The 21840-nt window shown below is 60.2% G+C and carries 19 protein-coding genes; 3 read left to right on the top strand and 16 right to left on the bottom strand.

Annotation, left to right across the window (positions count from 1 at the left end; all coding sequences use genetic code 11):
• From tatA to Q0U90_RS08150, 8 genes are all read right to left on the bottom strand, one after another.
• A partial coding sequence (gene tatA / locus Q0U90_RS08115) for a Sec-independent protein translocase subunit TatA (protein WP_297453366.1) occupies positions 1 to 276 on the bottom strand: 276 nt, incomplete at its 3' end.
• 74 nt (positions 277 to 350) lie between these two features.
• On the bottom strand, positions 351 to 1391 hold the full coding sequence (locus Q0U90_RS08120) for a WYL domain-containing protein (protein ID WP_297453369.1): 1041 nt from the start codon (positions 1389 to 1391) through the stop codon (positions 351 to 353).
• The gene (locus Q0U90_RS08125) at positions 1391 to 2419 is read right to left on the bottom strand and encodes a WYL domain-containing protein (RefSeq protein ID WP_297453372.1); all 1029 of its coding nucleotides are present in this window, start codon (positions 2417 to 2419) and stop codon (positions 1391 to 1393) included. Before Q0U90_RS08125 ends, Q0U90_RS08120 begins: the two co-directional genes overlap by 1 nt.
• Positions 2420 to 2462: 43 nt before the next feature.
• Positions 2463 to 3953: a Pup--protein ligase gene (pafA, locus tag Q0U90_RS08130; protein WP_297453375.1), complete on the bottom strand. Its 1491-nt coding sequence runs from the start codon at positions 3951 to 3953 to the stop codon at positions 2463 to 2465.
• A gap of 3 nt (positions 3954 to 3956) precedes the next feature.
• Positions 3957 to 4151 (bottom strand): ubiquitin-like protein Pup, encoded by a 195-nt coding sequence (locus Q0U90_RS08135; RefSeq protein WP_070831931.1) that lies wholly within the window; start codon positions 4149 to 4151, stop codon positions 3957 to 3959.
• A gap of 90 nt (positions 4152 to 4241) precedes the next feature.
• Positions 4242 to 5819 carry a depupylase/deamidase Dop gene (gene dop / locus Q0U90_RS08140; protein ID WP_297453379.1) on the bottom strand — a complete coding sequence of 526 codons (1578 nt, stop codon included), beginning with the start codon at positions 5817 to 5819 and terminating at the stop codon, positions 4242 to 4244.
• Positions 5812 to 7389 (bottom strand): proteasome ATPase, encoded by a 1578-nt coding sequence (arc, locus tag Q0U90_RS08145; RefSeq protein WP_297453382.1) that lies wholly within the window; start codon positions 7387 to 7389, stop codon positions 5812 to 5814. The genes dop and arc overlap by 8 nt, the downstream gene beginning before the upstream one ends.
• 109 nt (positions 7390 to 7498) lie before the next feature.
• Positions 7499 to 8341 carry a tRNA (adenine-N1)-methyltransferase gene (locus Q0U90_RS08150; protein ID WP_297453385.1) on the bottom strand — a complete coding sequence of 281 codons (843 nt, stop codon included), beginning with the start codon at positions 8339 to 8341 and terminating at the stop codon, positions 7499 to 7501.
• Between the two features lie 144 nt (positions 8342 to 8485).
• Here Q0U90_RS08150 and Q0U90_RS08155 point away from each other — a divergent pair, with 144 nt between their 5' ends.
• The gene (locus Q0U90_RS08155) at positions 8486 to 9439 is read left to right on the top strand and encodes a RecB family exonuclease (protein ID WP_297453388.1); all 954 of its coding nucleotides are present in this window, start codon (positions 8486 to 8488) and stop codon (positions 9437 to 9439) included.
• A 266-nt stretch (positions 9440 to 9705) separates the two neighbouring features.
• Here Q0U90_RS08155 and aspA read toward each other — a convergent pair whose 3' ends face one another.
• From aspA to Q0U90_RS08175, 4 genes are all read right to left on the bottom strand, one after another.
• On the bottom strand, positions 9706 to 11154 hold the full coding sequence (aspA, locus tag Q0U90_RS08160; RefSeq protein ID WP_297453390.1) for an aspartate ammonia-lyase: 1449 nt from the start codon (positions 11152 to 11154) through the stop codon (positions 9706 to 9708).
• A gap of 256 nt (positions 11155 to 11410) precedes the next feature.
• Positions 11411 to 12256 carry an ATP phosphoribosyltransferase gene (gene hisG / locus Q0U90_RS08165; protein ID WP_297453392.1) on the bottom strand — a complete coding sequence of 282 codons (846 nt, stop codon included), beginning with the start codon at positions 12254 to 12256 and terminating at the stop codon, positions 11411 to 11413.
• 14 nt (positions 12257 to 12270) lie between these two features.
• Positions 12271 to 12534, bottom strand: a complete 264-nt coding sequence (locus Q0U90_RS08170; protein ID WP_005510825.1) for a phosphoribosyl-ATP diphosphatase — start codon at positions 12532 to 12534, stop codon at positions 12271 to 12273.
• A 22-nt stretch (positions 12535 to 12556) separates the two neighbouring features.
• A complete protein-coding gene (locus Q0U90_RS08175) occupies positions 12557 to 13240 on the bottom strand; it encodes an HAD family phosphatase (RefSeq protein ID WP_297453401.1) in 684 nt (227 codons plus the stop codon).
• 154 nt (positions 13241 to 13394) lie between these two features.
• Between Q0U90_RS08175 and Q0U90_RS08180 the strand changes: the two genes are divergently transcribed.
• Positions 13395 to 14300, top strand: a complete 906-nt coding sequence (locus Q0U90_RS08180; RefSeq protein ID WP_297453404.1) for a thioesterase family protein — start codon at positions 13395 to 13397, stop codon at positions 14298 to 14300.
• Between the two features lie 7 nt (positions 14301 to 14307).
• Here Q0U90_RS08180 and metH read toward each other — a convergent pair whose 3' ends face one another.
• Genes metH through Q0U90_RS08200 form a run of 4 tightly spaced genes read right to left on the bottom strand, consistent with a single transcriptional unit; the run spans position 14308 to position 20734 of the window.
• On the bottom strand, positions 14308 to 17967 hold the full coding sequence (gene metH / locus Q0U90_RS08185; protein ID WP_297453407.1) for a methionine synthase: 3660 nt from the start codon (positions 17965 to 17967) through the stop codon (positions 14308 to 14310).
• 50 nt (positions 17968 to 18017) lie between these two features.
• Positions 18018 to 18425 carry a hypothetical protein gene (locus tag Q0U90_RS08190; protein WP_297453409.1) on the bottom strand — a complete coding sequence of 136 codons (408 nt, stop codon included), beginning with the start codon at positions 18423 to 18425 and terminating at the stop codon, positions 18018 to 18020.
• Between the two features lie 2 nt (positions 18426 to 18427).
• A complete protein-coding gene (gene mshC / locus Q0U90_RS08195; protein ID WP_297453412.1) occupies positions 18428 to 19834 on the bottom strand; it encodes a cysteine--1-D-myo-inosityl 2-amino-2-deoxy-alpha-D-glucopyranoside ligase in 1407 nt (468 codons plus the stop codon).
• Positions 19835 to 19852: 18 nt separating this feature from the next.
• Positions 19853 to 20734: an undecaprenyl-diphosphate phosphatase gene (locus Q0U90_RS08200; protein WP_297453481.1), complete on the bottom strand. Its 882-nt coding sequence runs from the start codon at positions 20732 to 20734 to the stop codon at positions 19853 to 19855.
• A gap of 153 nt (positions 20735 to 20887) precedes the next feature.
• Between Q0U90_RS08200 and Q0U90_RS08205 the strand changes: the two genes are divergently transcribed.
• A complete protein-coding gene (locus Q0U90_RS08205) occupies positions 20888 to 21823 on the top strand; it encodes an aldo/keto reductase (RefSeq protein ID WP_297453415.1) in 936 nt (311 codons plus the stop codon).
• Positions 21824 to 21840: the final 17 nt, after the last annotated feature.

The following is a 21840-nucleotide window of genomic DNA, read 5'->3' on the forward strand; positions in this document are numbered from 1 at the left end:
CGGCTGCTGGTACTGCTGCTGCGGCTGAGCCTGGGGTGCCGGCTGCTGGTACTGCTGCTGCGGCTGGTACGGCTGCTGAGGCTGAGCCTGCGGAGCCTGCTGGATTGCAGCCTGCTCCTGCTGCTCGTCATCGTTGCGCATTTCCTTGACTTCGGACTTGAAGATACGCATGGAGCGGCCGAGCGAACGTGCGGCATCCGGCAGCTTCTTTGCACCAAAGAGCAAAACAAGAACAACCAGGATAATGATGATTTCCCAGGGACCTAGGTTCGGCATCCGCTTAGAGACCTTTCAAATGAATACAAATACAAGTGGCAAGTTGCCACATTGTGCGCGATTGAAGCTCTAATTTAAGCTTTGTCGTTTAGACCATACTCTGCCAAAGCTTCGGAAGCTCGCGCAACAACGGCGTTTTTCAATTTTAGGGGCTCAGTGACTTTTACGCTCGGTGAACGGCGGAGCACAAAGGAGCCTGTTGCTGTCAGGTCTGACATGGGCACGTCAGCGGCAAAGGCCGGCTTCGGTGAGGCGTGGTCTGAGTCCTGTTCGACCTCCAGTTCGGCATCTTCTTCCCCCTCATCTTCGGTGAAGAAGACCGGTTCATAGTCTGCGATCCAGGTGGCGTCGGCGTCGATAAGCACCCTCGCCCATTCGGACGTCCCCGTTTCCGCGCCAAAGGCGTGCGGATCACGGATATCGACGGACTCTGGGCGGTGGAAGCCGGCTGGAACATCGAGGACCTCGGCGGCCTCGAGGCGGTCGACACGGAAGCTTTTCTGGCGGCTGTCTTCCTGCGCACGGTCGACGGCGCGGAGGTACGTCGTGGACTCAACTGTATAAACGTTGACACAGTCAAGCTCGCGGACCGAAACCTGCCCTGATGCATTCCGGTAACGCACCTTCAGCACCTTGCGCTGATGCAGTGCGGAGTAAATCTGCTCTGCATACGCAAAGGCCTTGCCATCCTCTGCGGCGGTGGAATCGATGATGGGAACGGTCGTTCCCAAGGCGCTGCGGAGCTTTGTCGCGGCCGTCTGCGCGGCTTCGGAAGAAGTCGTGGCTGCGGAGTCCTCGATGGTTTCCAGGATGAGCAGCAAGGTCGCGGTTTCCTCGGCTGTCAGGGCACGCGGCTGCCTGAGCACCGGCGCATGAGGACGAATGCGGACATCAAAGCTGTTGCGGTAATCAACCTCAAAAGCACGCACACCGAGGAGTCCCGGCTGATCGATATCGGCAATCTGCTCGACGATTGCCCGAATTCGGGCAAAAGGAATGGCCAGCTCGGTTGCGGCCTCCGTCATTGAGCGATGCTGCGAAAAATACGGTACGACCGCCAACAACTCGTCAATGCTGATGCTAGCGTCTAGTTCCCGGGCTGCGTGCACTGTCATTAGTTGCCCTCCAGAGTGTTGTCCGTGGTGTTCAATCCGCCATGGCGAGCAAGTACCTGCTCCAATCGAGCAATAATTACCGACCGTGCCTCTTCAGGTGATTCCACAATCAAATCCGGTGCGTAGCTCAAGCCTGTGGACACAATCTCACTCAACGGTGCCGCCGGCAGCTCGTAGCGTCCCTCCCCTAGCGCTGTCGCTTTCATCACCACATCAGCGCAGGTATTTGGAGCGATACGGACAATCGCCTGATAGGTCTTCCCACCGCGGTGAAGCATGTTCTCCGCAATCTGTTGCAAGTCACCATCGGGCATTGGCTGCGTCGCCGACGTCCCCGTATCCGACACATCACGGATACGGCTAAGCCGAAACATGCGCGCCGCCTCACGCTGAGGATCAAAGCCCAGCGCATAGAAGCGTCCGCGCAGGTTAATCAAACCCCACGGCTCCAGCGTGCGCAGTTCATCATCCACGCCGTACTGGCGGGAATACCACATCTCCACTGTTCGACGCGGCGATGTCATCGCGGTCAGCAGCGTGCTGAAATCCGCCCGACTCATATCCACCGCATCTGCCACCACCACCGACTCATCCGGCTTCGCAATGGCGCTGCGCTGGGTAAACGATGCGAGCTTCCGCCACGCCGCCACCGCCGTCGAACTCAGTTCCTCCGAACCAAACGCTGCATTCGCCGCCTGGAACACTACTGAAGCCTCCGCTTCAGTGAATTCGGGGTCATGCTGGGACCACCGCAGTCTGTTCAGACGCAGGCGCTTGACCTTATCGCCTGTGCTTGACGACGAAACCTCTACCGGGACCCCGGCGGCCAGGAGTGCCGCGGTGTCTGCACGTAAATAACGAGCCCGAGAATCCTCGGAAACACGAGCGTAACCCTCGACATGTTTGGAGATCCACGTCTCGCTGACCCACCCGGTGTCGTCGGCAAGCGCCAACAGCAGCTGAACCTGGCGTTGGTTCTCACTAATCGCGGCGGTTCCAGGGCTTTCCGATACTGGTGGGACAGACACGACTGTGGGGCTCCTTTTCCTGGGGCAGTTTCCTGGGACGGAACTAGTTTTCCGGATGCGTTTCCGAGGACTTCTTCGCGGCCGTCAGAATCTCAATCATCTCACTGACCTCAGCATTTTCCGTGGCAAACGGGTCGCCGAGCATCGTGGAGATGGGATCATCACCGGAGATCTTCAGGTGTGTCCAGTCCACAACGGTCTTTAGGCCGGAGTCTTCAGCTGCAACGAGGAAATCACCGCGCAGCTTCGCACGGGTGGTCGGCGGAGCGATGCGGACTGCCTCAGCAACCTGCTCATCGGTAATCCACCGCGAGGCAATACCACGGGCTTCCAGCGCGCGGAAGATACCGCGACCGGGACGGATGTCGTGGTAGGCCAAGTCGATCTGATGAAGTTTGGGGTCCTCCAGAGTCAGACCGCGGTCCAAGTAGCGCTTCATTAGCGAGTACTTAATGGCCCAGTCAATGTCGTGCTCAATGAGAGTCCAGTCACCGGTTTCCACGGCATCCAGCGCGCGACCCCACAACTCGACAATGCGGCTCATTTCCTCGTTGGAAGTGCCGGCACCGGCGATGCCCTTGTCCTCATTGACCATGTTTTCGTTGCGGACCTTCAGCCACTCGGTCGCAGCGTCCAGGAACGCACGCTGAATCTGCAGCGCGGTGGCCGTTTCGCCACTGCGCAGCGGAATCTCGGCCTTGCCGGTCATATCGCGGCTCACCGCACGGATGGACTTAATCTCGTTGGCGACCTCGAAGTCCGGCAACGTCACACCGGCCTCAATCATCTCCAGCACCAGCTGGGTGGAGCCAATCTTGAGCGCAGTCGTCGTCTCACTCATGTTGGAGTCACCCACGATGACGTGCAGGCGGCGGAATCTGTTGGAGTCCGCGTGTGGCTCATCGCGAGTGTTAATGATTGGTCGGGAGCGCGTCGTGGCGCTGGATACACCCTCCCACACATGATCCGCGCGCTGCGAGAAGCAGTATTGAATCGGATCGTTGTGATACGGCGAGGTTGGGTACGGCAGGAAAATCTTGCCAGCACCGCAAATGAGCTGGCGCGTAACCAAGAAAGGCAGCAGCAGCTTGGACAGGGACTTCAATCCCAGTTCGCGACCAACCAGGTAGTTCTCGTGACAACCGTAGGAGTTACCGACGGTATCAACGTTGTTCTTCAGCAGGTAAACCTTGCCGCCGATACCCTCGTCGGCAAGCTCTGCTTCAGCCTTTTCGGCGAGTTCGTTCAAGATGACCTCGCCCGAGCGGTCGTACGCGACCAGCTGCGAGACCGAATCGCACTCAGCGGTGGCGTACTCCGGGTGACTTCCGACATCCAGGTACATACGACCAGCATTGTGAGTGAAAATGTTGGTCGCCCCATACTTGGCAATCACCGGGCGGAACATGTAGCGGGCAATCTCATCCGGCCCCAGACGGCGCGAACCATCCAGCGTCAGAGTGATGCCGAACTCGGTTTCAATGCCGGTGATGCGTCGGGTCAGCGCCTGTGCCGGTACCTGCTGGTCAGTCACTTCTTACTGGCCACCCTTCTGGACGTACGAACGCACGAACTCCTCGGCGTTGTTCTCCAGCAGACCATCAATTTCATCCAGCAGATCGTCAGCAGCTGCAACGTGCTCCTGAGCCTGGCCGCCGCCAGAAACCTCGCCGAACTCTTCCTCGTCGCCTCCGCCGGAACCGCCACCGAAGACCTGAGTGTTACCAGCCATGTTATTGCTCCTTCAAGAAAATCTTTTAAGTATTACTGCGCTACTACGGCTCTGTGTGCGCCTGTGCAAGCGCCGCCGTACTGCGCGTGTCTATTGTTCGCGGACAGCTCCGAGCGTGCGCAGATGCTCGACCACCTCGGCCACTGTCTCCGCCGACTCCAACACCTCACCGCAATCAGCGGCAGTGCAGTGGTCAACTTCATCCAGCGTAATGTAGGCCAGCGTAATTCCCGGCGCCTCCACGTCACGAGTGCGTCGATACACCCCCGAAGTGTCCACCACTAAGCTGGTCCAACTGCCCGCAACGACATCCTTGCCAAAGCGACGCAAGATCCCACCGCGCACATACGCACGTGTGGACTCCGGCGCGTGCTCAACCGCGCGGTCGACCTCTTCCTCGGTCACTAGTGTGCGCATCGAGCCACGGCGCACCAGCGCGTGGTACAGCCCCCGAGCCGGATCAATATCCGAGTACTGAATATCAATCAGTGCCAACTTCGGGTGGTCCCAGCCCGCGCCAAGGCGGTTACGCAGGCCCTCCATGAGGTTGTATTTCGCCACCCAATCCAGCAGGTGGGCTGCCTTGCGGGGGTCGTCGGCAAGCACGTCGAGCACTTCGCGCCAGAGCTTGACGACGTCGCCCTGAGCGTCGTAGCTCTCCACGCGACGCAGGTACTCGTACTGCATTTCCACTGCAGACATCCATGTGACATGGTCGGCCAGCTGCAGCTTCTCGGTGCAAGTCAGGTCCCGGGAGACCTTATGGACGGCCTCGACGGGGTTGCGGAGCTGCAAATCGTCGAAACGCACGCCGTCCTCGATGGCATCAATGACTAAACCGGTGGTGCCCAGCTTGAGGAAGGTGGCAACCTCACTCATGTTGGCGTCACCGATGATGACGTGCAGGCGGCGGAAACGATCGGAGTCGGCGTGCGGCTCGTCGCGGGTGTTGATGATGCCGCGGTTCAACGTGGTCTCCAGCGAGACTTCAGCCTCGATGTAGTCCGCGCGCTGCGAAATCTGGAAACCCGACTCCTGTCCCGTCTGTCCCAGACCAACGCGACCAGCGCCCGTAAACACCTGGCGGGTGACGAAGAACGGTGTCAGACCGGCGACAATGTCATCGAACTCGGTTTCCCGGGAGAAAAGGTAGTTCTCGTGGGCGCCATACGAGGCACCCTTGCCATCGACATTGTTGCGGTAAAGCTTCAGCGTCGGTCCGGGATTGCCCTCGGCATCGGTGGCTTCGGCGGCAAGCTGAGCGGCCCGCAGCATGATCTTGTCCCCTGCGCGGTCGGCGATGACCGCCTCGCGAGCAGTTGCTGTTTCCGGCGAGGAGTACTCCGGGTGAGCGTGGTCGACGTAGAAACGGGCACCGTTTTGGACCAGCAGGTTTGCGGCACCGACGGCGTTCGGGTCAACGATTGGCGGCTGGTGGTAGCGGCGCAGGTCAAAGCCACGGCTGTCACGCAGTGGCGACTCCGGTGCGTAGTCCCAGCGGATGCGCCCCGACAGGCCCTCTTCCTGTTCGTGCGCGAAAGCCAGCACGGCCTGTGTGGAGGTGAGAATCGGGCTGACATCCGGGTTGTCCGGGCAGGAAATGCCGTATTCAATTTCAGTGCCGAAGAAGCGCTTCGGCTGTGAGGCATTTGCAGCGGAATTAGCCATGGCGAATCACCTCAACCGAGGCAACGCGCGAGGTCGGACGGCCGGAGATACGAGCCCACTCATCCGGGTTCGAGGTGTTCGGCAGGTCCTCGTTCTGCGCGAACTCCTCCGCCACCGCGGACAGCAGGTGATCCAGGCTAATGCCAGCCTCGCCGCCAGCGATAACCGACTTGATGGCGGCCTTCTTCGCGCGGTCGACGATGTTGGAGATCATCGCGCCGGAGTTGAAATCGCGGTAGTACATGGTCTCGCTAGTGCCATCTGCATAGCGAATCCGCACATACTCGTTTTCTTCCGTCTTGGCGTACATACGCTCCACGACTTGATTGATGAGGTGCGTAACATCCTGCTCCACCCCACCGTGAGCCTCTACCTCGGCCGCGTTGTACGGCAGCTCCGGAGTCAAGTACTTGCGGAAGATATCCTTCGCCGCAGTCTCATTCGGACGCTCAATGCGAATCTTCACATCCAGGCGTCCCGGGCGCAGAATTGCCGGGTCGATCATTTCCTCGCGGTTGGTGGCACCAATCACGATGACGTTTTCCAGCCCCTCCACACCGTCGAGCTCACTGAGCAGCTGCGGGACCACGGTGTTTTCCATATCCGAGGAGATACCCGAACCACGGGTGCGGAAAATCGAGTCCATCTCATCGAAGAAGACGATAACCGGCTTGCCGTCCTCTGCGATGTCACGAGCACGGTCGAAAATCAAACGAATCTGACGCTCCGTCTCACCGACGAACTTGTTCAGCAGCTCCGGACCCTTGACATTCAAGAAGTACGACTGCGCCCGCTGCGCCTCCGCTTCACTCTTACCCTTGGACAGCGCAATTTTACGAGCCAGCGAATTAGCCACGGCCTTGGCAATCAGCGTCTTACCGTTGCCGGGAGGACCGTAGAGCAGCACGCCCTTCGGCGGACGCAGGTTGTATTGCTCAAACAGTTCTGGCTGCAGGAACGGCATCTCCACGGCGTCGTGAATCTGCTCAATCTGACTATCCAGACCACCGATATCCGTGTAGGTGACATCCGGTACCTCTTCCAGTACCAGGTTTTCCACCTCGGACTTCGGAATAACCTCAAACGCATAGCCCGACTTGCGGTCAATCATCACCGAGTCCCCCGGCTTCGGCGACAAGTCCCCCGCCAGCGACACCACGAATTCCTCGCCGTGGGTATCCGAGGCCAAAATGCGCTCCCGATCCGGCAGCACCTCGCGGACATTGGCGATATCGCCGCTTTCCGGATAACCGCAGTCCTCCACGATTATCGAGCCCTCATTCAAACGCACCTGCGCGCCCGGCCGCAGCGCCCGCTCATTAATCTCTGGCTGCACCCTCAGACGCATCCGGCGATTACCGGTAAACACCTCGGCCGTGCCCTTCTCCGGCCCCGGCTTGAGGAAAATCCCGTACGTGCTAGGCGGCTCCAGCATGTCCTCCATGTCTTGCCGCAGCAGCTCTAACTTGTTACGGGAGTCCCGCAACAGCTCAACCAGGCGATTATTACGAATGCCGAGGTTGTAGTTCTTCTGCTCTAGATCACGGATTTTGTCAGACGGCGTTGTCATGTACCCCAGATTACCCATTGGCTCCGCCGCTGTTGGCGCTTGGTCGATTTAGACCGTGTGTCGCATCACGCTTTACGACGGCTACACCTCCCCGCGCGAAGCGGCAGTATTAGAGCTTCTTTTGATTTCGCCGCTGCGGGCGCGGGGGCACCGTGCCGTCGGCAAGCCTGCGTGCCCACACCAGGAACGCGGTATGAGCCTGCATACGGTGCGCTGGACGGACGGAGAGATCTTGCACATTCCAGTCGCGGACCAGGGATTCCCAGGCGCGCGGTTCGGTGAAGCACTTCTGCGCGCGGATACCCTCCATGACCTTCATCAGCTGCGGGACGGTGGCGACATAGACCATGAGCACGCCGCCGGGCTGAAGCACCTTCGAGACGGTGTCCAGGCATTCCCACGGAGCGAGCATATCCAGGATGACGCGGTCAACCGGACCACCGAGTGACTCGACGGTGGCCTCGTTGAGGTCACCGAGACGCAGGTCCCAGTTGTCGGGCTTGTGACCCATGAAGTCGACAACGTTGCGCTCAGCGTGCTCGATGTGGTCCTCGCGGACCTCGTAGGAGATTAGCTGCCCCTCAGAGCCGATAGCGCGGAGCAAATTGAGACTGAGAGCACCGGAGCCAGCGCCGGCTTCCAGGACGCGGGCGCCTGGGAAGATGTCGCCCTCGACGATGATCTGGGCGGCATCCTTCGGGTAAATCACCGCGGCACCGCGTGGCATGGAGAGCACGTAATCGACCAATAGGTGACGCATGGCCAGGTAGACCGTGCCTTCGCCGGAGGTGACAGTGGTGCCTTCCTTGGCACCGATGAGGTCGTCGTGGAGGATGGTGCCGCGGTGGGTGAAGAACTTGCCGCCCTCCTCGAGGATGACGGTGAAGTGGCGATTCTTCGAGTCAGTCAGCTGGACTCGGTCGCCGACCTGGAATGGTCCGCTCAAAGCCATAGGTGTGTGGGCTCCTTTTGGGGTTTAGGTTTTGGTTGTGTCGGGTTGGGGTGTGCCGGGCTGGATCTTGTTGAGTCGTGCTGGTTCGTGATTCGTACAGACGCGAATGCGTCCGAAACGGGACGGTACTCTAACCTGGCTAGTATGCCCGACAATCCCCAAAGTTCTAAGTCAGCAGTTCAACCTTCCCGTCGCTCCAAGCTGGCGCTGTCGCCGTCGCGAGCTAATGACTACCGCCAATGTCCGCTGAAGTACCGGTTCCGTGCGATCGACAAGATTCCGGAGCCGTCGACAGTCGCGCAGGTCAAGGGCACGTTGGTGCATGCTGTACTTGAACAGATGCATGCCTGGCCACGGGAAGAACGCACATACCCGGCAGCGGTGAAACGCCTGAAGCCGACCTGGGAGAACATGCGTGCTGAGGACGAAGAACTGATTGAGCTGGTTCCGGAGGACGACTATTACGACTTCCTGGTCGAATGCCGCGGATTGCTCAAGGGCTACTTCATGATGGAAAACCCTATGGGCTTCGACGCTGCCGAGATGGAAAAGTTTGTCCAGCTGGTTATTGACCCGGATGCCGATCAGACCGTGCCGTTGTCGGTACCGCTGCGTGGATTCATCGACCGTGTCGATATCGCTCCGACTGGAGAGGTCCGGATTGTGGACTACAAGACGGGCAAGAAACCCTCGCCTCGCTTCCAAGATGAAGCACTATTCCAAATGCGTTTTTATGCACTGGTGTGGTGGCGGCTCACCGGTCGTATCCCGGAACAGCTGCGGTTGATGTACCTGAAAGTTGCCGATGACCTGGTGCTCAGCCCCACCGCGGCCGAGCTGGAAGCCTTCCAGGCGGAGATTGCTGACTTGTGGTCGGCGATTGTGCGCGACGGTGAAAACGGTGACTTTGTGCCGAAGAAGTCCAAACTCTGCGGCTGGTGTTCTTTCCAGGAGCTGTGCCCTGCTTACGGCGGGGTCACGCCAGAGTACCCGGGCTGGCCGGGCGCTGTTGGTGATAGCCGCGATGGTGGTTCTGTTGATAATCGTGGTGCCAGCGGGACTCCGCCTGCCGACGGAACCGCTGCCAGCGCAAGTTAGTGACCTAGTTTATGACAGATGAATGCAATTTACTTGCAAATTTTTGCCATAAACCTAGTCAGTTTCTGCGTGGCCCCCTTGTTCTGCGTGGCCCCCTTGCGCAGCGGGTCACGTGGCTGCGGTCAGTCCCACGTAGACTGCCAGCCCCACGTAGACTGCCAGCCCTCTGCCGACGGCAAAAGGTTACGCCGTGGCAAGTCCCTTCGTGGCGCAACCGACTACCACCTAAAGCAACCGGCTACCGCCTAAGCCAACCGGCAACCGCATTAAGACAGGTCGTCGAGACGAGACTCCCCTGCCACGTACCGCTTCCCTCGGTACTCCGGGTGCATGAGGTTCTCGGTGCTCAGGACGTGGTCGAGCTCCTTCTCGTCCATCAGCCCGCGTTCGAGGACAATGTCGCGGACGGAGCGGCCGGTGCGTGCAGCTTCCTTGCCGACCATATCACCCTCGTGGTGGCCGATAACCGGGTTCAGGTATGTCACGATACCGATGGAGTTTTCCACGTAGCTACGGCAGACCTCAGGGTTAGCCGTAATCTCAGTAATGCACTTTTCGCGCAAGGTATCGGTAGCGCTGCGCAGGAGCTCAATCGACTCGAAGAGACATGCGCCGATAACTGGCTCCATCACATTGAGCTGCAGCTGGCCGGCCTCGGCGGCCCAGGTCAGAGTCACGTCGTTGCCGAAGACCTTGAAGCAGGCCTGGTTCGCGACTTCCGGAATCACCGGGTTGACCTTCGCAGGCATAATAGACGAACCGGCAGCACGCTCCGGCAGGTTGATCTCATTCAGACCAGCACGCGGACCTGATGCCAGGAGGCGCAGGTCATTGCACATCTTGGAAATCTTCATGGCCGCGCGCTTCAAGCAGGCGTGCACGCTGACGTAAGCGCCCGTATCGCTGGTTGCCTCAATCAAGTCCTTCGCAGAGGTCACATTGAACCCACTTACTTCGCGCAGCGCCTGGGTCACAGCCTCGCGGTAGCCCCCTGGTGCATTCACGCCGGTACCAATGGCGGTAGCTCCCAGGTTGATTTGCAGCAGGCGTGCCGACGCAGTTGCAATGGACTCCTGCTCTTCCTCCAGGTTGTGGGCAAATGCGTGGAAAACCTGTCCCAGGGTCATGGGAACGGCATCCTGTAGCTGTGTGCGGCCCATCGTGATGATGTCGTTAAATTCATCACCCTTGGCGTGCAGAGCCTCAACCAGGGAGTCGAAATGCTTCTGCAAGCTTAAGAGCGACATGTGGATGGCCAGCCGGAAACCAGTTGGGTACGCGTCGTTGGTCGACTGACACTGGTTGACATCATCGTTGGGGTGAATGACGTCGTAGCGGCCCTTTTCCAAACCAAGCAACTCCAGTGCGAGGTTCGCGATGACCTCGTTGGTGTTCATGTTGAGGCTGGTGCCGGCGCCGCCCTGGAAGACATCGATTGGGAACTGATCCATGCAGCGTCCCTTTTCCAGGATTTCATCACATGCGGCGACAATAATTTCTGCAACATCGCTGGGCAGCGTATGAACGCGCTGGTTGGCAATGGCCGTGGCCTTCTTCACCATCACCATGCCGCGAATGAATTCGGGCACATCGTTGATGGTCTTGCCTGAGATTTGGTAGTTATCGATTGCGCGCAGGGTGTGGATGCCGTAGTAGGCCTCTGCAGGAACTTCCATTGAGCCAAGCAGGTCGACCTCGGTACGCGTTGCGGACATGTGGACGTAATCCCTTCTAGTAGGCGCGGTCTCATGAGCCATAGTTGGCAGCTGGGTGGTTACCTCACGCTGGTTACCTCACGCTATTACACAGCCAAAACTACAGCGCCGGCGTAGTTGCCGCTTTTCCAGGCACAAAAATGCCTACGCCAGTACGGCTAACGCCGTGCGCACTCCTAGTGTCAACCCTACTACCTACGTCGACGTAGACAAGCGAGGAAACGCCCTGGTCAGTTGCCCACTGGATTTGCGCAATCTAGATTCGTGCAATACGGATATTGGAGGCCAAGATAGCCTCGGCACCAATCTTCGCCAGTGCATCCATAAGCGGGTTGGCCTCCGCCTTCGGGACCAGCGCGCGAACTGCTACCCAATCCTCGTTAGCCAGCGGAGACACAGTCGGACCCGACAAGCCCGGGGTCAGCTTGGAGGCCTCTTCCAGCGAAGACGCGCGGATGTTGTAATCAATCATCAAGTACGTCTTGGCATGCAGGATGCCGGTCATGCGACGCAGGAACACCTGCTGTTCCTCGGTGACCTCAACGCCTTGACGGCCAACTACGACAGCCTCAGAGCTGACCAGAACTTCGCCGAAGGGCTTCAGTCCCTGCTTTCGCAGAGTGCGGCCCGTGGAGACAACATCGGCGATGACATCGGCAACACCGAGGCGGATGGAAATCTCCACCGCGCCATCAAGGCGAATAACGGTGGCGTTGATGCCGCGCGCCTTCATGTCCTCGCGAACCAGGTTCGGGTACGAGGTGGCAATCCGCTTGCCCTCCAGGGCCTCTACAGTCCACTCCTCATCGGCCGGAGCGGCGTAGCGGAAGGTGGAAGCGCCGAAGCCCAGCTTCAGAACTTCATCGACCGGAGCCAACGAGTCAGCAGCCAAGTCGCGGCCGGTGATGCCCAAATCCAGATGGCCATTGCCAACGTAGATGGGGATGTCCTTCGGGCGAAGGAAGAAAAACTCAATGTCGTTGGCTTCGTCATGGATGGTCAGGCTCTTGGAGTCGCCTCGGCCTGGGTAGCCAGCTTCCTTCAGGATTTCGACTGCCGCCTCGGACAGCGATCCCTTGTTGGGCACGGCAATACGCAGCATGGTGTTGATTTCTCCTACAGGTACTTGTAAACATCCTCGGGGCTCAGCCCGCGACCGACCATGACCACCTGCAGCCAGTACAACAGCTGCGAAATCTCCTCTGCGAGGGCTTCGTCAGATTCGTGCTCAGCTGCAAGCCAGACCTCACCGGCCTCTTCGACAATTTTCTTGCCCTGGAAATGCACACCAGCGTCCAGTGCCTTGACTGTGCCCGATCCCTCGGGGCGCGACTGTGCTTTTTCCTTCAGCTCTGCAAACAGGTCATCAAAGTTCTTCACTCGGTCTATTGTTCCATGTCGTCTACTCGCCCGCGAAAGCAGCCCGCAATAAGCCCAAATTTGAGGTATCCAAATTGCCCGAAATGAAGCGTGCCGGGGGTGCCAACGCCTCCACGTCAGCCTGTGGAACGCTCACATCCGGCATTGGGTTCCACATCACGGCGCATCCTGCAGCGAGTGCAGAGCGCACCCCCGTTGAGGAATCTTCGATGGCCAGGCACTCCTCCGGTGCAAATCCAGCCAACTCCGCACCACGCAAATATGGGTCCGGCGCTGGCTTCCCCTTGGCGACCTCATCGCTGCACACCGTGGCCGCGAAGTGCTGCTCCCCCATGACATCAATGCATGGCTGTGCCACGTGCCGACGAGTGTTGGTCACTAACACCACCGGGATGTCAGCAGCCTGCGCCTCGCCCAAAATCTCCGGCACGCCCGGGCGCCACTCGACTCCGTGCTCTAGAACCAGTTCTGTAAAGCGGTTTTCGACAAACTGGGATCCCGAGGAAAACAGCTCGTCGTCAAGCGTGCGTCCCGCATGGTCGGCGCAGATCGACAGCGTGTCCCAGAGTGTGTTGCCCACACATTGCATGCGCAACTCCGGGGTCAGTCGACGGCCTACGAATTCCGAGAGGTCGTACGTGGCAATCTCCCACAGGGGTTCGGTGTTGATGAGGCTGCCGTCCATGTCCCACAAAATTGCTTTCACACCATGCGACTATGCCAGGCGAGGAGGTATTTAGCGATTTTTCCAGCAGCAGCGCGGAGGCAAAGGTTAGAGTTTTAGGGAGAAAAGTATCGGGAGGTGCTGTGTGCAGTGCTCCATGAACGTCTCACTCGTGAAAGAAAGGCATCGACTCGCTATGACAACCACCGAAGATTCGCTTGCACAGGCCATTGACAATCCCGCGGCGTACTTTATTCCGCTGGGGACAATCACCGACGGCAAACTCGGCTACGAACGCTTCATGCCCACCAGCTTCACCTACGGTGCGTGGGGGCCATTCCAGCACGGTGCGCCACCATCGGCGCTGCTAACGCGCATGTTGGAACGCCGCCGCTTGGAAAGCGAGGGGATGCGCATCACCCGCATCGCCGTGGATTTGCTGTCGGCCGTGCCGTACACGGAGCTGCGTGCGCGCTCATGGGTGTCGCGCCCGGGGCGGCAGATCGCCAAGGTCGAGGCCGAATTGCTTGCCGACGTCAAGGGGGCCTGGCGGCCAGTTGCCTCTGCATCCGCATGGATGATGGCCACTGCGGATACGCGGGATATTGAGCGTGCGTTCGACAAGCAGGTGCCCGGGCCTGAGGAATGCAGCGCCGAGCATATTCCGCTTACCGACGACTGGAGTGGCGGCTACATCGAATCGATTGAAGCCCGCGCTACCGCGTCGGAAGATTCGGCGGGGACGAAAATTCACTGGGTTCGCGCACCGCACCCAATCGTGCTCGGTGAGGAGCCGACTGCGGTGGAACGAGTCATGCAGGTTGCCGATACCGCCAATGGTGTCGGGGCCACCTTGAGCCCGCATCAGTGGGCGTTCATGAACACCGACCTAGTGGTTCACCTGCACCGACTCCCCCAGCTCGACGTGTCGGCGGCAGCGGATTCGTCGGGGGCGTCGGGGCAAGACGGCGGCTGGGTAGGAATCACCGCCCGCGGTTCCATTGGTCCGGATGGAATCGGTATGACCGCCGGCGAGCTCTACGATGCCCACGGCCCCATTGGCCGCAGCATGCAGACCTTGCTGGTGCGACCGCAGGGATAGCGCGAAGCTACACGTTAAAGTACTTCGCTTCCGGATGGTAGAGCACGAACGCATCGGTGGACTGCTCTGGGTGCAGCTGGAGCTCCTCGGAGAGTTCCACGCCGATGCGCTCCGGCTGCAGCAGGTCAATCATGCCCTGACGGAAGGTTAGATCCGGGCAGGAACCATAGCCGAAGGAGTAACGAGCACCGCGGTACTTCAGGTCAAAGAAGTCCTGGGTATCGTCGGAGTCTTCCGCGCCAACACTTGTGCCGTCGGAGAACGCGAGCTCGGAGCGAATGCGCTGGTGCCAGTACTCGGCCAGTGCCTCGGTGAGCTGCACGCCGATACCGTGAACCTCCAGGTAGTCGCGGTATTCGTTCTTGGCGTAAATGTCGTTGGCGAAGTCGGCAATGGGCTGTCCCATGGTCACCAGCTGGAACGGCATGACATCGGTCTGCCCCTTGGCGATGGCATCCTCACGCGAGCGAATGAAGTCAGCAATGCACAGGAAGCGACCGCGCTGCTGGCGGGGGAAGGTCCACGAGACCACAGGCTCCGCCGTGGGGTCAGGCTGCTCCCCTTCCGCTGGTAGCGGCAGCACGTGGACAGTATCTCCCTCGGAAACTGCCGGGAAGTAGCCGTAGACTACAGCTGCATGCTGGAGAATGTTCTCCGCCCGCAGCCGCTGCAGCCATGCGCGGAAGCGTGGACGACCATCGGACTCAACCAGTTCTTCGTAGCTCGGGCCTTCATCGCCGCGGGTGCCGCGCAGGCCCCACTGCCCCATGAACAGGGCGCGTTCATCGAGGGTGGTCAGGTAGTCATCGAGAGGCAGGCCCTTGACAATGCGGGTCCCCCAGAACGGTGGTGTTGCAACAGGGACGTCAGCGGCGACGTCGGAACGCTCCGGCACCTCGGGAGCCTCGGCGGCAGCCTTCGCTGCGCGCTCGGCGGCGATGCGCTTGGAGCGCTCACGGCGAGCGCGGCGGGCTTCCTTCTTTTCGCGGGCGGCGATGGCCTCAGGCGAATTCTCATCCGGGCCAAGCCCCTTCTTCGCTGCCATCAGCTCGTCCATGATGCGCAGTCCCTCGAAGGCGTCCCTGCCGTAGTAGACATCACCGTGGTAGAGCTCGGAGAGGTCATCTTCGACATAGCTGCGCGTCAGTGCGGCACCGCCGAGCAGGACCGGGAAGCGCGCGGCATCGCCGGCGGAGTTGATCTCCAGCAGGTTGTCCTTCATCACCACGGTGGACTTCACAAGCAGGCCTGACATACCGATGGCATCGACGTCCAGCTCCTTGGCGGCGGACAAAATCGTGGCGATTGGCTGCTTAATGCCCAGGTTATGGACCGTGTAGCCGTTGTTGGAGAGAATAATCTCCACCAGGTTCTTACCGATGTCGTGGACATCGCCCTTCACCGTGGCCAGCACAATCGAGCCCTTGGAGCCCGTAGCGTCCTCGGCGTCCATGAAGCCCTCGAGGTAGCCAACCGCGGCCTTCATCGTCTCGGCCGATTGCAGCACGAACGGCAGCTGCATCTGACCGGAGCCAAAGAGGTCACCGACGGTCTGCATACCGCGCAGCAAATCCTCGTTGACAATCGCCAGCGGCTCCTTTTCCTTCATTCCTTCGTCGAGGTCGGCTTCGATGCCGGTGCGCTCGCCGTCGATGATGCGCTGTGCAAGGCGGTCGAACAGTGGCATGGCGGCGAGCTTTTCAGCCCGGGCATCCTTCGCGTCAGCCGCAGAGACGCCTTCGAAGAGCTCCATGAAGACCTGCAGCGGGTCGTACGCTCCGTCGGGGTGGTCCGCTTCACGACGGCGGTCGTAGACCATATCGAGAGCGACTTCGCGCTGCTTGTCATCGATCTTGTTCATCGGCAAGATCTTGGAACTGTGAGCAATGGCGGAGTCCAGGCCGGCCTCGATGCACTCGTTGAGGAACACCGAGTTGAGTACTTGGCGGGCTGCCGGGTTAAGACCGAAGGAGATGTTGGACAGGCCGAGCGTGGTGTGCACATCCGGGTGGCGGCGCTTGAGCTCGCGGATGGCTTCGATGGTCTCGATGCCATCACGGCGAGTTTCCTCCTGACCCGTGGAAATCGGGAAGGTCAGACAGTCGACAATAATGTCCTGTTCGCGCAGTCCCCAGGTGCCGGTGATATCGGCAATGAGACGCTCGGCAATCTCAACTTTCTTGTCCTTCGTACGTGCCTGGCCCTCTTCATCAATGGCCAGAGCGACCACGGCAGCGCCGTGCTCGACGACCTGGCGCATAATGCGCTGGTAGCGCGAGTCTGGGCCGTCGCCGTCTTCGAAGTTCACCGAGTTGACCGCACAGCGGCCACCGAGGTGCTCCAGGCCGGTCTTCAGCACTTCTGGCTCCGTGGAGTCCAGCATGACCGGCAAAGTCACCGAAGTGGCGATCTGTGATGCCAGAGTTGCCATGTCTTCGCGGCCATCGCGGCCGACGTAGTCCACACACAGGTCAATCATGTGTGCGCCATCGGTGACCTGGCTGCGGGCGGTGTTGAGACACTTCTCCCAGTCACCGGCCAGCATGGCCTCGCGGAAAGCCTTGGAACCGTTGGCGTTGGTGCGCTCACCAATCATGGTGATGCCGGTCGTCTGCGTCAGCGGAGTCGCCGAGTACAGCGAGGCGACTTCATCGATCGGCTTCGCATCCGGGGCCGTCGATGGGCGTGCTGCCTGAACAGCCGGGCCCTGCTCGGCGTAGTCACCGGCGCCGACAATAGCGTCGCGAACAGCTGTAACATGCTCCGGCGTGGTACCACAGCAGCCGCCCACCATCGCAAGGCCGTACTCCTCTACGAAGCCACGCAGTGCCGCGGCCAGCTCTGGGGCAGTCAGGGGGTAGGTCGCACCGTTCTTACCCAGCACTGGCAGACCCGCATTCGGCATCACGGATACTGGGATGGAGGCGAAGTTGGACAGGTAGCGCAGGTGTTCGCTCATCTCGTCCGGGCCCGTTGCACAGTTCAGGCCAATCATGTCGATGCCCAGCGGCTGCAGCGCCGCCAGAGCTGCACCGATCTCCGAGCCCATCAGCATGGTGCCCGTGGTCTCGACGGTCACATGGACGACGATTGGAATCTTCTTGTCAGCCTGCCGCATTGCAGCCTTGACGCCGTTGATGGCTGCCTTTACCTGCAGTAGGTCCTGACAGGTCTCAATTAGGAACGCATCCGCGCCACCGGAAATCATGCCGAGTCCGGCCTCCGTGTAAGCGTCGCGAAGCTGTGCGTACGGAGCGTGCCCCAACGACGGCAGCTTCGTGCCCGGGCCTAGCGAGCCGAGGACAAAACGGCGCATGCCCTCGCGTCCCGGCCCCATTTCGTCAGCGACCTTGCGGGCGATTGCCGTGCCCTTGTGGGCGAGCTCCTGGATGCGGTCTTCGATGTCGTAATCGGCGAGGTTCGGGAAGTTACAGCCGAAGGTGTTGGTTTCTACCAGGTCGGCGCCGGCCTCGAAGTAACGCCGGTGAATCGTCTCGATGATGTCGGGACGAGTGTCATTGAGAATCTCATTACAGCCCTCGTAGCCGAGGAAATCCTCGTCAACGTCGAGGTCAAAAGACTGCAGCTGTGTACCCATGGCGCCATCGCCAATGAGAACACGGCTGTGCAGTGCGGTGAGGAACTCGGAAGAGTGGCGTTCAGTCATGAATAGACACCTTAGTCTACTTTCATGGCCGAGCAATTAATTGGGCTGGGTTATTCCATCCCGAAGTAGCTTTCCGCCTTCACCGCAGGCAAGTCCAGGCCGGCAGCCTGCGTCGCGGAATTGATAATCGCGAGAATCTCGTCGAGCTCTTCATCAAAAATCGAGCCACCGTGCGCATGCTCAATCTCTGATACCCGCTGCAGGCAGTTTTCTACCGCCTGCGTTGCGGCTTCTTCTCGCTTATCGACGGCCAGTGCCGCCGCCTGATCAATGCCAGCGGTGGCCTCGCGGAGGGCTTCCCCGACCTGGTCGGCTACCGCTTCGTCAAAAAGTGGCTCCCAGAACTCGCGTTCCTCGGGCTGCAGGTAGCTGCCGGTGGCAAACATGCGCAAATCGGCAACTAGCTTATCGATGTTCTCTTTCGTTACTTCGACAGCAGGCAGGTCTGAGTTGCTCATGGTCAAATTTTAACGCCAAGGAGTGCGTCCAGCGCGGCCGCAACGAATTCTCCGGCACCGGCTACGCCAGTTCCTGTGCCAGTTTCCGCGCCAGCATCTGGGGCCTGTTCTTCCGCGGTTACTTCTGCTGCACTGCCTTCCGCCTTGTCGTCAGCTGACGACCACTCCGCAGCCCAGGAATCAATCGCGTCCAGGGCTGCCGGCGTGTCCAGGTCGTTGGCCAGGCTTGCGCGCATATCGGCGACCAACGCCGCGGCAGCTGCCACAGCGTTATCGTCGGTGGCCTCCTTAGTCGCGGCACAGGCCGTGCGCCAGGTCTCAAGACGCGTTGTGGCAGCCTTCAGCACCTCGTCCGACCAATCGCGATCGGAGCGGTAGTGGCTGGCGAACACACCAATGCGAATGGCGCTCGGATCCACGCCAGCTGCCACCAGCTTGGAGACAAACACCAAGTTGCCCAGCGACTTGGACATCTTCACGCCATCCAGGGCAATCATGCCCGTGTGGACGTAGTGGCTGGCCATGCGCGCACAACCAGTGGCAGCCTCAGCGTGAGCCGCCGAGAACTCGTGGTGCGGGAATGCCAGGTCCGAGCCCCCGCCCTGAATATCGAAGCTCTTGCCCAGCCGATTGGTAGCAATCGCCGAGCACTCAATGTGCCAGCCCGGACGGCCCGCACCAAAGGGGGTGTCCCAGCTCGGCTCTCCGGGGCGAGCGGCACGCCACACCAGCGCGTCCAACGGATTCTTCTTGCCCGGACGATCTGGGTCCCCGCCGCGCTCAGCAAAGAACTCCGCCATCTGCTCTGCCGAGTAATTGGACTCGTAACCGAAGTTCTCGGTGGCATCCTTACGGAAATACACATCCGGGTACTCGTCATCGGTGAGCTGGTAGGCCGAGCCATTTTCCAGCAGCGTCTGGACCATTTCCACGACCTCATCGACGGACTCGATCGCGCCGATGTAGTCGCGCGGCGGAATCACCGACAGGTTTTCCATATCCGAGCGGAACAAATCAATCTGCGAGGTGCCCAGCTCACGCCAGTCCACCCCATCGCGCTCCGCGCGCTCGAACAACGGGTCATCGACATCGGTGATGTTCTGCACGTAGTGCACCGAGTGTCCATTGTCCAACAGCTGCCGGTAAATCAGATCAAAGGTGAGATACGTTGCCGCGTGCCCCAAATGCGTGGCGTCATAGGGCGTGATGCCACACACGTACATGGTTGCCTCCGGCCCCGCTTCCACCTGGGAGGCCTTCTGATCCGCAGTGTCGTAGAGGCGGAGGGGTACCGATGTTGAGCTGCCGTCGTCAAGCGAGTGCGCCTTACCTGCCACGCCGGCGCGGTTGAACACCTCAAAGCGCGCATCGCCGAGATTGGAAACCTGTGGTTGGGGCCACGAATGCATTAAATACTCACTACCTCACTAAACAGCGTTGATCGTGCCGAAGCCGAGCAACACCATAACAATCAAACCGACCGGGATGCGGTACGCGGCGAACCAAGCAAAGGAGTGGTTCGACACAAACTTCAGCAGCCATGCGATAGACGCATAACCGACGACGAAGGCAATCAGCGTACCGATGGCCAACTGCGCACCACTAGCGGCCTGCCCCGCTGCAGGGTCAAACGCGTCCGGGAGCGAAAAAATTCCAGCGGCGAAAACGGCAGGGATAGCCAGCAGGAAGGAAAAGCGCGTTGCGACCTCTCGATCCAAATTCAAGAACAGGCCGGCAGACACCGTACCGCCCGAGCGGGACACACCCGGAATGAGCGCAAGGCACTGCGCGAAACCCATAACGATGGCATCTCGCATGGTCAGCTCCTCGTAAGTGCGCTCACGACGGCCGAACTTCTCGGCGGCGATAAAGACAAAGGAGAACAGCACCAACACAGCGGCAGTGATCCAGAGATTGCGCAGGTTATCGCGGATGAGATCCTTGCCCAACACACCGATGATGGCAATCGGCAGCGTACCGACAATCACCATCCAACCCATGCGGTAATTGAAACCGCGAGCTTCCTTATTGAACAGACCGGCAAACCAGCCAGTGAGAATCTGCCAGATGTCCTTGGCGAAGAACACCAACACAGCCAACTCAGTGCCAAGCTGCACCACAGCGGTGAACGATGCGCCGGCGTCCTGGCCCCACAGCAATTCCGAGACAATCCGAAGGTGCCCGGAGGAGCTCACCGGAAGAAATTCCGTCAGACCTTGCACTATGGACAGGATGATCGTCTGCGCCCATGTCATGCCGGTGCCGGCGGTATCGGCAGCGGTATCCGCTGAGGCGCTAAGTGTCGTCATGATAGTCACGGGTGTATAGGCTACTCGCCCGGTTTGCATTGTGGCTATAGCGCGGCCTTCGCCGAGGCTCTTCTTCTACGAGCTTTAGTGGCGCACCGTGGCTCCTCTCGAGTTTTTCCCGCGACAGTCCGCGGGTGTCCTAAAGTGAAACTCGTGCGACAACGAATTCTGGGCAACAGCGGTTTACGCGTCTCCGCCTTGGGGCTGGGTACGGCCACTTGGGGTGCGGGCACCGGGCAAGATGAAGCCGGACGCATCCTGACGGACTTCCTCGATGCGGGTGGCAATCTCGTCGACGCTTCCCCACTCCACGGCGGCGATACCGTAGCCGACATGTTGGGTGCCGTCATCGCGCGTCGCGGTGTTGCCGACGAGTTGGTGCTCTCGGTCGCATCTGGGATACACCCCGAGCGGCCCGTCGGCAGGCGCGTGGACTGCTCACGTAAGACGCTGCAAAAGGACCTCGACGACACTCTGGGGCACCTCGGTGTCGAGCACATTGACCTGTGGTCGCCCGGCTACTGGGACGGTCTGACACCGCCGGAAGAGGTTGCCGACACTTTAGAGTGGGCCGTTCGCACGGGAAAGGTCCGCTACGCCGGTGTGCGGGGATACAGCGGTTGGCAGGCAGCGGTGACTCATGCCGCAGCCGACCGCATCGGACCGGTATTCGCGCAGCATGAGTACTCGCTGCTCCAACGCGGTCCTGAAGCTGAGCTGCTTCCTGCCTGCGAACACCTGGGGCTCGGCTTCATCGGCGGCGCCCCACTCGCCCAAGGTGTGCTGACCGCCAAATACCAGCACATCATCCCCGAAGACTCCCGCGCCGCCTCCGAACACGCCGATGCGGAGGTGCAGGATTACCTAGACACCCGCGGCGTCACGGTCGCAGGTGCACTGACCACCGCAGCCAAGGGGCTCGGCGTCAGCGCTGCCGTCGCCGCAATCTCCTGGGCCCGCGATCGACCAGGCGTCACCTCGATTCTCGTCGGCGCGCGCGACCGCGCCCAGCTGCGCGAAAACCTCACCGCTGAACAACTCACGCTGCCACCACAGATTTGCAACGCGCTTGACGACGTCACCCTGTAATCAGTAACCCCACCCTC

The organism is uncultured Corynebacterium sp., from assembly GCF_946998835.1.
In the GTDB taxonomy this organism is placed as follows: Bacteria; Actinomycetota; Actinomycetes; order Mycobacteriales; family Mycobacteriaceae; genus Corynebacterium.